The organism is Corynebacterium suicordis DSM 45110 (assembly GCF_015351405.1).
Taxonomy (GTDB): domain Bacteria; phylum Actinomycetota; class Actinomycetes; order Mycobacteriales; family Mycobacteriaceae; genus Corynebacterium; species Corynebacterium suicordis.
On the sequence record NZ_JADKMY010000001.1, the window covers coordinates 94,627 to 109,666 of the forward strand.

The 15,040-nt window shown below is 60.0% G+C and carries 13 protein-coding genes and 2 tRNA genes; all 15 read right to left on the minus strand.

Annotated features, from left to right (window positions below; genetic code table 11):
• Window positions 1-19 precede the first annotated feature (19 nt).
• A complete protein-coding gene (locus IRY30_RS00400; RefSeq protein ID WP_194555454.1) occupies window positions 20-805 on the minus strand; it encodes an ABC transporter permease in 786 nt (261 codons plus the stop codon).
• Window positions 802-1,761, minus strand: coding sequence for an ATP-binding cassette domain-containing protein (locus IRY30_RS00405; protein ID WP_194555455.1), 960 nt, complete (start codon window positions 1,759-1,761; stop codon window positions 802-804). The genes IRY30_RS00400 and IRY30_RS00405 overlap by 4 nt, the downstream gene beginning before the upstream one ends.
• Before the next feature lie 132 nt (window positions 1,762-1,893).
• Window positions 1,894-2,508 carry a response regulator transcription factor gene (locus tag IRY30_RS00410; protein WP_194555456.1) on the minus strand — a complete coding sequence of 205 codons (615 nt, stop codon included), beginning with the start codon at window positions 2,506-2,508 and terminating at the stop codon, window positions 1,894-1,896.
• The gene (locus IRY30_RS10405) at window positions 2,501-3,703 is read right to left on the minus strand and encodes a sensor histidine kinase (protein ID WP_194555457.1); all 1,203 of its coding nucleotides are present in this window, start codon (window positions 3,701-3,703) and stop codon (window positions 2,501-2,503) included. Before IRY30_RS10405 ends, IRY30_RS00410 begins: the two co-directional genes overlap by 8 nt.
• On the minus strand, window positions 3,700-4,458 hold the full coding sequence (locus IRY30_RS00420; protein WP_228502445.1) for an ABC transporter permease: 759 nt from the start codon (window positions 4,456-4,458) through the stop codon (window positions 3,700-3,702). Before IRY30_RS00420 ends, IRY30_RS10405 begins: the two co-directional genes overlap by 4 nt.
• Before the next feature lie 16 nt (window positions 4,459-4,474).
• Window positions 4,475-5,422 (minus strand): ABC transporter ATP-binding protein, encoded by a 948-nt coding sequence (locus IRY30_RS00425; protein WP_194555459.1) that lies wholly within the window; start codon window positions 5,420-5,422, stop codon window positions 4,475-4,477.
• Between the two features lie 561 nt (window positions 5,423-5,983).
• Window positions 5,984-6,056 (minus strand) — tRNA-Ala (locus tag IRY30_RS00430).
• Between the two features lie 23 nt (window positions 6,057-6,079).
• Window positions 6,080-6,156, minus strand: a tRNA-Ile gene (locus IRY30_RS00435).
• Window positions 6,157-6,225: 69 nt separating this feature from the next.
• Complete coding sequence (locus tag IRY30_RS00440; RefSeq protein ID WP_194555460.1) at window positions 6,226-6,843, minus strand: DUF3566 domain-containing protein; 618 nt, start codon at window positions 6,841-6,843, stop codon at window positions 6,226-6,228.
• 3 nt (window positions 6,844-6,846) lie between these two features.
• Window positions 6,847-9,354: a DNA gyrase subunit A gene (gene gyrA / locus IRY30_RS00445; protein ID WP_194555461.1), complete on the minus strand. Its 2,508-nt coding sequence runs from the start codon at window positions 9,352-9,354 to the stop codon at window positions 6,847-6,849.
• Window positions 9,355-9,476: 122 nt separating this feature from the next.
• Window positions 9,477-10,079, minus strand: a complete 603-nt coding sequence (locus IRY30_RS00450; RefSeq protein ID WP_194555462.1) for a septum formation family protein — start codon at window positions 10,077-10,079, stop codon at window positions 9,477-9,479.
• 66 nt (window positions 10,080-10,145) lie between these two features.
• Complete coding sequence (locus tag IRY30_RS00455; protein ID WP_194555463.1) at window positions 10,146-11,054, minus strand: alpha/beta fold hydrolase; 909 nt, start codon at window positions 11,052-11,054, stop codon at window positions 10,146-10,148.
• An 8-nt stretch (window positions 11,055-11,062) separates the two neighbouring features.
• A complete protein-coding gene (gene gyrB, locus IRY30_RS00460) occupies window positions 11,063-13,105 on the minus strand; it encodes a DNA topoisomerase (ATP-hydrolyzing) subunit B (protein WP_194555464.1) in 2,043 nt (680 codons plus the stop codon).
• A gap of 104 nt (window positions 13,106-13,209) precedes the next feature.
• The gene (locus IRY30_RS00465; protein WP_194555465.1) at window positions 13,210-13,755 is read right to left on the minus strand and encodes a DUF721 domain-containing protein; all 546 of its coding nucleotides are present in this window, start codon (window positions 13,753-13,755) and stop codon (window positions 13,210-13,212) included.
• On the minus strand, window positions 13,752-14,990 hold the full coding sequence (recF, locus tag IRY30_RS00470; protein WP_194555466.1) for a DNA replication/repair protein RecF: 1,239 nt from the start codon (window positions 14,988-14,990) through the stop codon (window positions 13,752-13,754). The genes IRY30_RS00465 and recF overlap by 4 nt, the downstream gene beginning before the upstream one ends.
• Window positions 14,991-15,040: the final 50 nt, after the last annotated feature.

Genomic DNA, 15,040 nt, shown 5'->3' on the forward strand with positions numbered 1-15,040 from the left:
GCCGTGGCGTCGAAAAAAACTAAGCGGAGCGACGGTAACGGCTGATGGCCAGCGGGCAGAAAATCACCAGGATGACCACGATGCCACCCAGCACCGCGAGCAATGGATACTGCATGGGCCAGGAATCCGGCACGGGTGCATCACCCAGGTTGCCGAAGAGTTTGCGCGTCGCCTGAACCAGGGAAGATACCGGGTTCCACTCCGCGAATACCCGCAGGACGGTGGGCATGGAATCGCTGGGCACAAACGCGTTGGAGAGGAACGTCAGCGGGAACAGCACCATGAAAGTGGCGGAGTTCATGGCCTCCACGGACTTGACCATCAGGCCCAGCCACACCATCACCCAGGAAAAAGCCCAGCTGAACAGCAAAAGCAGGCCAAAGCCACCGAGGAATCCCAACAATCCGCCTTCCGGGCGCCAACCCACGGCCAAGCCGGTGAGCACCATGACGATCAAAGACACCGTGTTGAGCATTAGGTCCGTCACGGTGCGGGCGAAGACCACGGCGGACTGGCTCATGGGCAGGGTTTTGAAGCGGTCGATGAGACCATCCTTCTTGTCCTGCGCCATGAACATGCCACTGAACGTGGAGCCGAAGATGGCGGTTTGCGCGAAGATGCCCGCCATGAGGAAGTTGGTGTAATCCGTGCCCGGCACATTGATCGCACCGCCGAATACCTGGCTGAACAGCACCACGAACATGATCGGCTGTGCCACCGCGAAGACGATCACGTCAGGGGTGCGCTTGGCGCGAATCAGGTTGCGCAGCGTGACCGCGCGTACGTCATTTATCCATCGACTCATTGTCCGTCACCGGCCTTTCCACCTGTGAGCTGCAGGAACACATCGTCGAGGCTGGGTCGGGCCAGGCCTGCGTCGTGTACCGCAATGTTGTTGTCCCGCAATCCGCCCAGCACGTGCTGAAGAGCGGAGGTGCCATCGTGAACCTGTGCGGCCACGGTGCGGTCCTGCACGGAGATGGCTTGCTCGTTCTGCGCGACCTCGGCGATGAGGCGGCGGACGGTGTCCACATCCTCGGCCTCCACGGCCGTGATCTGCACGCGCTGTCCGCCCACGCGGGTTTTCAGCTCATCCGCGGTGCCTTCGGCGATCACTCGGCCGTGATCCACCACGCTGATCTCGTTGGCCAATGCATCGGCCTCTTCGAGGTACTGGGTGGTGAGCAGCAGCGTGGTGCCGCGGCTCACGCGATCCCGAATGACATCCCACAGCGCCAAACGCGCCGCGGGATCCAGCCCGGTAGTGGGCTCATCGAGGAAGAGGATCTGCGGATCATTGACCAGCGAGGCCGCCAAGTCCGCACGCCTACGCATGCCGCCGGAGAATCCCTTGATGGGCCGGTTCGCGGCCTTCTGCAAGGTGAAGATTTCCAGGAGCTCATCTGCGCGAGCCTTCGCCTGCTTCTCCCCGAGGTGGAACAAGCGACCCACGAGAACCAGGTTCTCCCGAGCGGTGAGTTCTTCATCGATGGTGGCGTACTGGCCCGAGGCACCGATGATCCTGCGCACGTCATCGGGCCTTTGCGTGACATCAATCCCGGCCACTGTCGCCTGCCCGGAAGTGGGCTTGCTCAGGGTTGTCAGGACTTTAACGGTGGTAGTTTTGCCGGCGCCGTTGGGTCCGAGAAGTCCCCTCACCGTGCCTTCTTCGACGGTGAGGTTCAGCCCGTCCAGGGCCTTAACCTCACCTTTCTTACTTGGATAGATCTTTCGCACATCGCGAAGTTCGATAAGGGACATGTCATGCAATCTACAGCACGCTCAACCCCGCTGCGTATCCGGAATGAGCCGAGTAGCCGTTTTGCTACCGTACTGCAAAAATATGGGTCTACGTGGGGTTTTGCGACCTTACTTGCGTGTGCTCGCTCACCCTCACAGCCAGCCGTTCTCCTCTGCGGCCCGCACTGCAGCATGCCGATTGCCCGCCCCGGTCTTGGCTATCAACGAGGACATGTGATTCCGCACCGTGCCCGCAGACAGGTGCATCTCTTTGGCGATCTCCCGCACGCTCCCGCCCTTGAGCGCCACGTGACACACCTCCACCTCCCTCTCGGTCAGCGGACTATTTGGCGTAAATAGAGAATCCTCCGCGAGCGTCGGATCCACCACGCGCAGGCCAGCAGCCACGCGTCGAATCGCCTCTGCCAGCTGCGCGGGCGGCGTGTCCTTGACGATGAACCCACTCGCACCCTCCTGCAGCGCCCGGCGAACATAACCCGGCCGGCCGAAAGTAGTCACGATCAGCGAACGCACGTGCGGAGCCTGCATCTTCAACAACCCCGCCGCCTCGATGCCCGTGAGCCCCGGCATCTCAATGTCCAACACCGCCACGTCCACACGATGCTCGAGTGCCGCGGCCACCACCAGATCCCCCGAACCCACTTCCGCCACCACGCTGATATCCCGCTCAGTGTTGAGCAGCGCCGCCAGCGCCCCGCGCACTAGTTGCTGGTCATCGGCGATCAGAACCCGAATCTGCTCATTCATGTGCGCTATCTTCCTTGTTTATCGACGCCGCCATCTTCCGACTCGGCGCCTCCTTATCCCCGGACATGGTTAACAACACGCGAGTTCCCGAGGGTTGAGCCGGAGAGATGATCAGTTGGCCCCCGGCTTCCTCTGCCCGGCGCGTGAGCCCGCGCAACCCGCCGCCGGGGTGATTCCCGGGCTCGAGTTCGCCAATTCCGCGGCCGTTATCTGCGATTTCCAGTTGTTCTGGAGTGACCAGCACTTGGCACGATGTGGCGCTCGAGTGCCGGATGATGTTCGTGACCGCCTCGCGCAATACCCAGGAGTAGAGCTGCGCGTTCACCCCGGAGACGCGCTGCGCGGAATCTGGGTCCGGCAGGTCTGCCTGAATCCCCGTAGTACTGAGTGCGCGCTTGGCAGCGGATACCTCACCGGCGAAATCGGGGCGCTCGATGCGCGTGACTGTAGAGCGCACTTCCGCTAGAGCGGTACGGGAGAGGTGCGCGATCTCCTCCAGCTCGGCGCGTACTGCAATCGTGTCTGAATCCACCAGCGTGCGCGCCAACTCTGCCTTGAGGTTGATCACGGTGAGGGAATGCCCCAGTAGGTCGTGGACATCCCTGGCTAGTCGCTCCCGCTCGCGCAACACCATCACCTTTTGCTCGTCACGTTTGCGTGTCTCCGTGAAATCCACTGCCAGCGCTAAGGGGATGATCACGGCCGAACAGCTCGCCACGAGCAGCATGTACGTGGCAAAGATGTACTGACCGCGAAAAGCCAGGAACGTGACCCCGAGGGCAACCACAGCCGTCACCAGCCCAGCAGGGATCCCCCAGCGTCGGGGCAATCCATAACAGAGCATGGCCATGAGCCACGGGGTGTAGTTGACGATGTGAAAGCCGATCAGCACCGCGATACCCGCCAGGCACAGTAGCACCAGGATGACCCACGCCCAGACCAGATGATCCTCGCGTCGCTGCCTCCATGAGGCCAACAACCCGAACCCACCGGTGTAAACCACAGCGAAAACCACGTTGAGCAGCAGGAAGATAATCTTCTTCGCCAGGGATTCTTCCCGCGAAAGCGTGTTCAGGATGGGATAGGCCAGCATCAACAGCCACACTCCGGCGAAAACCGCGTTGGACATATGGAACTTCAAGCGGGGCTGGCGTTCCATCTGTCCCATCGCGGAGGACGCGTCTGTGGGTGTCACTGACGACCTTTCTGTCGCTTGTTCAGCATCATACAAATGCTAGCGAAGATAACGGTCCAGCCCACCACGTTTGCTAATGCGTACCACAGCGGATCCTCCACGAAGCCCGGTGCTTCGGAGATCGCCTGCACGCCATCGCTCAATGGATAGCGCGCCAACGAGACCGCGCCATACATCGGGGTAAACCGCGCGAAGGGCATCAAGAACTCCGGTAGAGGCATGAATGCATTACCAGCAAAGGCCAGCAGCACCAGTGCAGAGGAAGAAATATTCACCGCTGAATCGGACTTGAAGATCTGCCCAAAGATCATGCCGTAGAAACCAAAAGGCAGCGTAACCAGCACAGATAGCACAAACGTCAGCGCCCAGCTCCGCGCGTCCATCTCTGCAGAAGTCAGCGCACCAGTAATGAACACCGCGGCCACCGGGAACGCTGCACGGAACAGAATGACCACGCATTGCGAGAGCAGCAACTGGGTTCCCGTCAGCGGAGTAAGCGCCAGCTGCCTGCCCCATCCAGTGCTCTGCTCCACCACCGTGGTGCCCACCGTGGATACCGCCGCGGTAATTCCTCCGTACACCGCCATGCCCACCATCACATAGGCGGTCACGTTGCCGTTCTTCAGCATCACGGCGCCGTAATCCTGCAGCGCGCCGAAGAGCAGGAACAGCAGGATTGGCAGGAACATGGAGAACACCAGATTCGGGCCGTTCAAGAGATGTCGTTTGAGGTTGATCGCAGTAAATGTAGTCAAGGCCATGACGGACTCCTTAGTGTGCGCTCGTGGAAGCGGGATCGATGGAAGAATCACTGGTCAGCGCCTCGAAGGCATCTTCCAGGGACGCTCTGGTGATGGTCAGGTTGTTGGCTTCGGTCTCGGTGAGAAGGAACTTCGCAAGGGCGTCGGACTCCGAGGTGGTGAACCTAAGACGGTCCCCTTCTCCCCGCACCTCAGCCACCTCGAACGGGAGGCCCTCCCCGCGCGCCAATGAACTCCGCTGCGGTTCCGGGATCGTGGCACTCACGTGCGTGGTTGAGGCGGTCCGCTGGATCTCGTCGACGGTGCCATCGGCCACAACTTCACCCTTGCGCATCAGGATGATCCGCTCGGCGAACTGCTCGGCTTCCTCCAGGTAGTGGGTGGCAAAGACGATGGTGGTGCCGCGCTCGGCCTGCCTGCGCATCGACGCCCAAAACTCCCGCCTCGCATTCGGATCCATGCCCGCAGTGGGCTCATCGAGAATCAACAGCTCCGGGGAGCCGAGGATCGCCAACGCGTGCCGAATGCGCTGCTGCTCACCACCCGAGCATCGCTTCACCGCGCGCTTGGACAGGTGGGTGAGGTTGGTCTCGTCCATCACCTCGTCCACATCGCGGGGGTTCGGGAACGTGGCAGCGATCATGCGGATCGTATCCTTCACGGACACATCCGGCAGCAACCCACCGGTTTGTAACACCGCGCTGACCTGGCTTTTCGCCACCGCGTCGCGGGGCTTGTCCCCGAACACGCGGATGGAGCCAGACGTGGGCGTGGTAAGCCCCAGGATCATGTCGATGAGAGTGGACTTACCCGCGCCGTTCGGCCCCAGCAGGGCAATAATCTCACCCTGTCTTATTTGGAACGACGCCGCCTTCACCGCCTTGAACTTCCCACCCGGGGCTTGGGCTGAAGCAAATTCCTTGCTGACTGTTTCTATGGTGCATGCTGTTGTGCTCATGCTTCCTAGTGTTGCCTGGCCAGCGGTTTGTTCTGGGCGTGATGCGTCATGACCTGGGCATGACGTTTGTCATGGGCGCGCATTTCACGAAGGAAGCTATTGCCCGATGTCGATGTCCTCGCGGGGGCGGGAGTTGTACATTCGTCGGGTTTATTGGCATCTCGTTTTCTCCGACCTGTGGTTTTCCCCGCGCGTTTGCTGATAAACCCGACGAAAGTACCATCTATCCCCTACTGAGCCCGAAAATGTCGCATTGAACCCGTTTTTTGTCATCCCAATTTCTGCGACCTGCGGGTTTCCCCGCGCATTATGCAAAAAACGGGCGGAATGCGACACCGATCCGCAGCTGAGCTCGGGGATGTCGCACGCACGCCAGTTTTTGTCATCCCGGTTTTCTCGACCTGGGCTTTCGCAGAGCAGATATGCAAAAAGTGGCGTGAGTGCGACAACCAACCCCCACGGCCACCCGCCACCCCACCGCACGCACCAAAAAACACCCACCCACAACGAAAAAGTGGCGAAGAACCGAAGTTCCTCGCCACTCTGTCATCTATCTACCTGTGGAGCATAGGAGAATCGAACTCCTGACCTCCTGCTTGCAAAGCAGGTGCTCTACCAATTGAGCTAATGCCCCGAATTCTCATTCGAGTTGTTCGATGGTGGGCCTAACAGGACTTGAACCTGTGACCTCTTCGTTATCAGCGAAGCGCTCTAACCGCCTGAGCTATAGGCCCTCGAACAAGAATGTACTCTACCCAGCCCCCTGATTATATCCAAATCACCTGTTCAAAGGGCCTTTTAGATCAGTGGTCTACGGTCACCCGAAGGCCGCCAATGATCTGCGCGGAGAGGTTGTAGATCATCGCCAGCACTGGAGCCAGCAGCGTGAACACCACCAGCTCCACCAGACCGAACACCAGAACCACGCCCATGTACTCCAGGATGCCGAAGGATCCCGTACCGGTAAGGTCGCCCAGCAAAGAGTTCAGGTTGCCCCACACGCCGGCAATACCCAGCACGATGTACAGCAACAACGACGCCACCAGCAGCACCACCAAGAAGCACAAGTTCACCATGAAACCCAGCTTCAGCGCGCTCATCGGATTGATGTGCGTCACCGCGCGCTCTTCCGGATTGACCGCGGTTGCCGAAGAGCGCAACGCGTCCATGAACCCCACCTTGTGCGCCGGGGCGGTCGTGGAGTTCGGCGAGGAATTCCCAGCTGAACCCGCATTTCCTCCGGTCTTAGTGGTGGTCGCCGCATTTTTTGCCGACGCCACCTTCCCCGACTTAGCCGGAGCCCCAGCACCTGCAGACTGACCCGCCTGCGGAGTACCAGCCTTATTCACACCGGCCTTGTTTGCAGCAGAGCTGCCCTGCGGCTTGGACTTGTTCTGCTTCTTGGGCTTGCCGGCATTCATGGGTTACTTTTCCTCTTCCAGCGCTTTCGCTTCGGCGTGTTCCTCAACTTCAACCTCGATGTTGCGATCCACGGCCAGCAGCTCCACATCCTTGCCCAGATCGACAAGTCGCACGCCCATGGTGGCACGCGCTGTACTGCGGATTTGCTTGACCTCGGTGCGGATCACTCCACCAGCGGAGGTAATGGCCAAGATCTCATCATCGTCGGCCACGGTCAAGGCGCCGATGAGCTTGCCGCGCTTCGGGTCGTACTTGAAGGTCACCACACCCATGCCGCCGCGTCCCTTGGCTGGGTAGTCCTCCATTGGGGTGCGCTTTCCATAGCCACCGGAGGTAGCCACGAACAGCTGGGATCCTTCGTTGACTACGGTCAGGGCGAGGAGCTGATCCTCGCCGCGGAAGCGCATGCCCTTCACACCAGCGGTGGCGCGGCCCATGGGGCGCAGCGTCTCATCGTTGGCGGTGAAGCGCATTGCCTGTCCCTCTTCAGAGACCAGCAGCAGGTCATCCGTGTCGGTACACAGCTGCGCACCAACCAGGCGGTCATCCTCGTTGAGGTTGATCGCGATCAACCCGCCGGAGCGTGGGGAATCATAATCGGTGAGACGAGACTTCTTCACGCGTCCGTGAGCGGTCGCGAGCACCAGGTATGGCGCATCCTCGTAGCTCTGGATCTGGATAACCTGAGCGATCTGCTCACCCGGCTGGAATTCCAGCAGGTTGGCAACGTGCTGGCCACGGGCAGTACGTGATGCCTCGGGGAGCTCGAATGCGCGCAGGCGGTACACGCGTCCGAAGTTGGTGAAGAACAACACGGTGTCATGCGTCGAACAGATGAAGAAGTGGCGCACCACGTCGTCCTGCTTGAGCTCCGCACCACGTACGCCCTTGCCACCGCGGCGCTGACTACGGTAGCTGTCCACCTTCGTGCGCTTGGCGTAACCCGTAGAGGTGATGGTGATGACCACGTTCTCGCGGGCGATCAAGTCCTCTTCGGACACTTCACCGGCAGCGGCGATGATTTGGGTACGACGCTCATCGCCGTACTTATCCACGATCTCTTGCAGCTCTTCGCGAACGATCTCGCGCTGGCGCTCTTCGGAGGCCAGGATGGCCTTCAGCTCAGCGATGGTCTTTTCAATCTCGGCCAACTCATCGATGATCTTCTGACGCTCCAGCGCAGCCAGGCGGCGCAGCTGCATGGCCAGGATGGCATCTGCCTGAATATCGTCGATATCCAGCAGGTCCTTCAGGCCGTCGCGGGCCACATCCACCGTGGAAGACCGGCGGATCAGCGCGATGACCTCGTCCAGAGCATCCAGGGCCTTGACCAAACCGCGCAAGATGTGGGCGCGCTTCTCAGCCTCATCCAGACGGAACTGGGTGCGGCGCACGATCACGTCGATCTGGTGATCAACGTAGTGGCGCAGCATCTGGTCCAAGCGTAGGGTGCGCGGCACGCCATCCACGATGGAAAGCATGTTCACACCAAAGCTGGTCTGCAGCTGGGAGTGCTTGTACAGGTTGTTCAGCACCACGCGAGGAATCGCATCGCGCTTGAGCGTGACCACGATGCGCATGCCCACGCGGTCAGAGGACTCATCATCAATCTTCGAGATGCCCGCGAGCTTGCCATCGCGCACCTGCTCCGCAATGGAGAGCACCAGGTTATCCGGGTTGACCTGGTACGGAAGCTCCGTAATGACGATGGTTTGGCGGTTGCCCTCTTCCTCAATAGTGGTCACGCCACGCATGCGGATGGAACCACGACCGGTGCGATAAGCATCCTCGATGCCCTTATCGCCGACGATCAAACCAGCGGTTGGGAAGTCCGGGCCCTTCACAAAGCCCATGCACTTCTCCAGCGCCTCGGCCTCTTCGGCCTTCGGGTTGCTCAGCAGCCAGAAAATCGCATCCGCCAACTCATTCAGGTTGTGCGGAGGAATATTGGTGGCCATGCCCACCGCGATGCCACCGGAACCGTTCATCAAAAGGTTCGGAACGCGCGAAGGAAGCACGGTCGGTTCCTGGGTCTTGCCATCGTAATTCGGCTGGAACTCAACCGTGTTTTCTCGAATATCCCGCACCATCTCCATGGCCAGCGGGGTCATCCGGCACTCGGTATAACGCATGGCGGCAGCGCCGTCACTACCACGGGAACCGAAGTTACCCTGGCCGTCTACCAGCGGGTATCGCATGGACCACGGCTGCGCCATGCGCACCAAGGTGTCGTAAATTGCGGTGTCACCATGCGGGTGGAAGTTACCCATGGTGTCCGCCACTGGCTTAGCTGATTTCACATAGCTTCGCTCTGGACGGTAGCCGTTGTCGTACATCGCGTACAGCACGCGGCGGTGCACGGGCTTGAGTCCATCGCGGACCTCCGGAAGGGCGCGGCCAACAATCACGCTCATGGCGTAATCGATGTAGCTGGACTGCATCTCTTCTTGCAGATCGATTGGCTCGATCCGGTCGAAGAGGGAATCTCCACCGTTTGTATCGTCGCTCACGTGAGAGCGTTCCTTTCTACAGGGGACAGATCGTCCAATTCTAGCACGTCGAGGTGCTATTCCTGCGTCAGGATCTCGCTTTAATCCCGCATGTCAGACTACTTTTTCCACACGTCCGCAAGTTAGCGGCGAGCATCCTTCAACGTGCCGGTTACTTCGCTCGCAGAATCGATGACCACGCACTGAATGCGCCTGTCTTGTTCCTCATCCCAGCTGGTCTCAGAGGGGTGGAGAAAGTTGACTTTGAGCTCGGATTCAGAGCCGGAAATTCCCACAAAATGGCTGAATTCCTCCACGCAATAATTCTTGGCTTGCTCGGCGATGGCTTCATCCCCCGGGAAGTTGCCGTCTGCCACCTCTTTCTGCGCAAAGATCTCTGCGTTATGCGGACGTTCGCAATCGATCTTCTCGAGGTCTTCCACAACCCCCGTGAGTGAATCCTCGATCTTCAGACAATCGCCCTCATTCACGTTGAAGACGCTCTCGGTTTGCGCTTCGGTCGACTTAACCGTGCTGGACGCAGAGCCCTGGCCGCTCTCTTCGCCATTCCCCTCGGTTGCTCCCCCATTGGTCGCCGAAGAGGAAGACTGTGCAGAGTTGTTTCCATCTTCCGATGCCGTGGTGCATCCTGCCGCGCCCAACAACCCCACGGCGCAGGCGCCGGCCATTATTCGACGCAGAAATGGCCCGTTGGTGCGAAAGAATTCCCCAGAGTGATCAATCATTGCGGCGTGCATTCACTCATCATCGCATAGAAGCAGATTTTTAGTGTGCAGCATCACAACCGAGCATCACAGCGCAGCGATGAATTCCTCGAGCCGATCCGAAACCACCTGTGGCTCGCGTGCCCATCGGTTATGCCCCAGTGGCGCGGAAAATTCTTCCACGGCCACATCGGCAGCCGGCAAGCTCACCGCGAGGTTAGCGGCGGAAGCCATGGGGCAATCCTCGTCATTGATGCATCGCGTTAACAGGATTGGCGCAGTAATCTTCTTGCGTCGCTCTTCATAATCCATGTCCTGACCAGCCAGATTATCCAGCCGGTTGGTCTGGCCATAGCGATGCCATTCCTCGATATGATCCTTGGCTTGGCGCCCATAGCCCAGCATGTCCAACTTGCCATCGGCCTGGTAACCGCGCAGCTTCAGAGACGGGCGCAAGAGCCACGTTCCATAGCGCAAGCGCAGTTGGGTGCGCCCGCTAAAGCCCTTGTAGAACGGGGTTCCTGCACCCACGCCCATCACGCCGCGCACGTTGAGCAGTTCAGCTTCTGGCCGCGCCATGAACAATGCCGCGATCTGCCCGCCCATGGAGTGGCAGAGCAAGACCGTGGGGTGCTGCTCGGATAGTCCGAGCCCCTTCTTCGCGGCCCGGATGCTGGCCGGGTAATCCTCGGAAGCCAAATGGTGGTAACCCCAGGACTTGTCTTTGGACGCGACCGCAGTAGAACTACCCTGACCGCGCAACTCGGCAGTGGCCACGGGATATCCGCGTTCCGCCAACTCGCGGGCGATCGGATCGTAGTAACGGGCACCCATGCCAAAGCCAGGCCAGATCACAATCAGTGGCTTTTCTGCATCAGCTGAAGAGGCAGGGGTGGCGTCGTTCAAAAAAGGAGGAAAAACACGCAGCGAGCTGGTGGAACCATCCGGGATGAACGCGTCCACCAGACGCGGTTCGTAGGTTGTGGAGTCAGCCATGCTTGCCCTTAGACGTCTAGGAAGCGCACGTCGCGCGCGTTCTGAGTGATGAAGCTGCGGCGTGCCACCACGTCATCGCCCATGAGGATGCTGAACAGCTCATCGGCGGCAGCGGCATCTTCCAGGGTCACGCGGCGGAGAGTACGGGTGCTGGGATCCATGGTGGTTTCCCACAGCTCCTTGGCGTTCATCTCACCGAGGCCCTTGTAGCGCTGGATTCCATCGTCCTTATTGATCTTGCGGCCGGCGGCCAGACCTTCGGCCATCTGCGCATCGCGCTCGCGGTCGGAGAAGGCGAATCCGGGCTCACCCTTGCCCCACTTCAACTTGTACAGCGGTGGCTGAGCCAGATACACGTAGCCCTGCTCCACCAGCGGACGCATGAAGCGGAAAAGCAGCGTGAGCAGCAGAGTTGCGATGTGCTGGCCGTCCACGTCAGCATCGGCCATCAGCACCACCTTGTGGTAGCGCAGCTTCTCGATATCAAACTCATCATGGATGCCCGTGCCCAGCGCGGTGATGATGGCCTGCACCTCGGCGTTCTTCAACACCTTGTCCATGCGGGCTTTTTCCACGTTCAGGATCTTGCCGCGCAGTGGAAGAATGGCCTGGTACATGGAATCGCGGCCGGACTTCGCGGAACCGCCTGCGGAGTCACCCTCCACGATGTAGAGCTCGGAAAGCTTGGGGTCCTTGGAGCGGCAATCGGCCAGCTTGCCGGGCAGTCCGCCCATATCCGACGCCGACTTCCGTCGCACCAGATCGCGTGCCTTACGAGCAGCATCGCGAGCCTGGGCAGAAGACACTGCCTTGTTGATGATGTTCTTCGCCTCGGCGGGGTTGGCATCCAGCCAATCCGTGAGGTGCTCATTGATGGACTTCTGTACGAAGCCCTTGATCTCCGTATTGCCCAGCTTGGTCTTGGTCTGGCCCTCGAACTGGGGATCACCAACGCGTACGGAAATCACGGCAGCGAGGCCTTCGCGCACGTCATCTCCGGTGAGGTTCGGTTCCTTCTCCTTGAGCAGCTTGTGATCGCGGGCATAGCGGTTCATCAGCGAGGTCAGTGCCGCGCGGAAACCTTCTTCATGCGTGCCACCTTCGAAGGTGTTGATGGTGTTCGCAAAGGTGTGCACGGATTGCGTGTAACCGTTGTTCCACTGCATGGCCACTTCCACTTCGTGCTCCTTGGCCTTGGCCTCAAAGGAAATCACGGTGGGGTGAATCGGATTGCGCTTCCGGTTCATGTGATCCACATAATCCTTCAGCCCTTCCGGGTAGTGGAAGGTCTTGGTGCGTGGACCCTTGTTCTTCTTCTGCTCGGCCTTGATTTCCTCGGCAGACTTTGGAGCTTCCGCATCCTCAGCGGCCAGGGCCAGTTCGTCCTTCTCTGGCTCTGCCTGGGCGCGCTCATCAGTGAGAACGATGGTCAGTCCCTTGTTCAGGAAAGCCATTTCCTGCAGGCGCTTGGCCACGGTGTCAAAGTTAAACTCAGTGACTTCGAAGATCTCAGCATCTGGCCAGAAGCGCTGCTTGGTGCCGGTGCCGCGGGCCTTCTTCACCTGCTCGAGTTCCTCGGGAACCGCGTAGTTGAAGTTCTGGCGCCACAGGTAACCATCGCGCTTGATTTCAGTTTCCATGCGGGTGGACAGTGCGTTCACCACGGAAATACCCACGCCGTGCAGACCGCCGGAAACCGCATAGGAATCCGAGTCGAACTTGCCGCCGGCGTGCAGCTGGGTCATGACCACCTGGACGGTGGGCATGCCGGTGGGGTGCATCTCCACGGGGATACCGCGGCCATCATCGATGACCTCAACGCCGCCATCTTCTAGCAGTTTTACTTCAACCTTGGTGGCATAACCCGCCATGGCCTCATCCACGGAGTTATCCACGACTTCCCACACCAGGTGGTGCAGGCCGCGTTCACCGGTGGAACCGATGTACATGCCGGGTCGCTTACGAACGGCTTCCAATCCTTCAAGGATGGTGATGGATTCCGCACCGTAATTGCTCTTTGCGGTGGAATCGGCTGCTTCTGACTGTGCCACGTTGGGTCAAGCTCCTTTAACAGTGGACATTAACCCCACTATTCTAGCGTGTGACCCGGACAAATTCATGTACCGGCATGCCCCACGAGGCAATATGTGTCATCTCACCCATAGTCATCCCGGGGTCCGCGGCCCTTTACCCGGAGTTTCCCCTTCGGTTTTGGGCCGAGGTTCGGACCCTTCACTTTGAGATCACGCACCAGATCCTCCCCCGCCAGATGCGAGATCGCCTCCAGGATCTGCGTCTTCATGTAGCGCAACTGCGTGGCCCATGGCGTGGAATCGCATTCAATGACCAGCTCACGGCCGTTTTTGTTGAACTCCACCGGCCGGGTCCGCTCCGCCACTGTGGGCCCCACGATCTCTTCCCAGTTGTTCATCACCGTGCCGATCGCAAAGTCCTCAGCCCACCCAAAACGCTTGATGGTGGGCTGAATCAGCTCATGCAAACTCTTCGGATCCCGGTAGCTCTTATCCGCGCGCCCATCCAGGCCAGTCGGCCGCTTCATCGCCCGGGAACCACGCCCTCGGGTGTCGCGCATCCTTTTCGTCGACGCCACCCTGGGCAGTTCAGCTCCACTTTTTCCCCCGGCTTTTCTCAAGCCCTCCAGAGCCTGAGCCACGGGATCTAAATTCTGGTCTTCACTCATTCCGCGGCACCTCCCGGTTTCTGGACAACCTCTGAGATTCGCCCGTCTTCGGTATCGCGAGCACAGATAGAGAATATCTGGGCTTTTTGCCTGAGCTCATCCGGGATGTCTTGGTCAACCGCGGCCGTGATGAGTACCTGCTCGGCATCGGAGATGAGGGAGACAAGGGCTTGGCGTCGAGAAGAATCCAATTCCGCAAACACATCATCCAGGATGACGACGGGCTCGGTGCCGTCCCCACGCTGCATGAAAAACGCTCCGAGACGCAGGGAAAGTGCCACTGACCAGGACTCACCGTGAGATGCGAAGCCCTTCGCCGGCTGGGTCCCGAGCATGAGGATCAGGTCATCCCGGTGAGGGCCAAACAGGGTGGTGCCGCGGTCGATCTCCTGGTTCCGCTTCTCCGCGAAGGCCTGGAGGAGAGCAGCTTCGGCGACATCCGGGCTGAGCAGCGCCGTGGGCTCGCCCGGGGTGGACGTACCCAGCTGGATTCCGAGATCTGCCAGTGCTGCATCGATGGTGGAGGTGTAACTAACGTGTGCGGGGCGAGATTCCGGGGCCAGGCGCTGATACGTTTCCGCGAGGTGCGGGGCGAGGTCGTGGACAATCTGGATCCGCGCGGACATGATCTGCGCACCCAGGGATGCCAGCTGACTATCCCAGACATCCAAGGTGGTCAGGGCAGCTTCCTCTTCCTCCGTGCGCTTGCCGCCCAGGGTGGAGCGCATGGCGTGCGAGCGCAGCAGGGCATTGCGCTGCTTGAGAGCCTTTTCATAATCCGCCTTGACGGCGCCGAGGCGAGGATAGCGGGCGATCATGATGGAATCGAGGAACTGCCTGCGCTGCTCGGGCTCCCCGCGGACGAGAGCCAGATCCTCCGGGGAAAACAGGGTGGTGCGGACGATGCCCAGAAGTTCGCGAGTGGTGGCCAACGTGGTGCGGTTGATATGCGCCTTATTCGCGCCATGGCCCCGCAGGGTGAGGCGAGCGGTGAGCTCGCGGGTGCCGTTGACGGCAGTGGCGCTGAGCATGGCGGTATTTGCATGTTCCCTGACCAGGGCGGCATCACTGTTCACACGGTGAGAACCCAGATGTGCCAAGTACCCGAGGGCCTCGACGATATTGGTTTTCCCGTGGCCGTTGGGGCCGGTGAATACGGTTACCCCGGGTTCGAGCTCCAGCTCAAGGGACTTCCAGGAACGGAAGTCCTCCAAGTGCAGAGCGCGAACGTACATGCTGACCTAGCTGCCGATTCAATTGCTGATGTGGGTGTGAGCTGCGAATT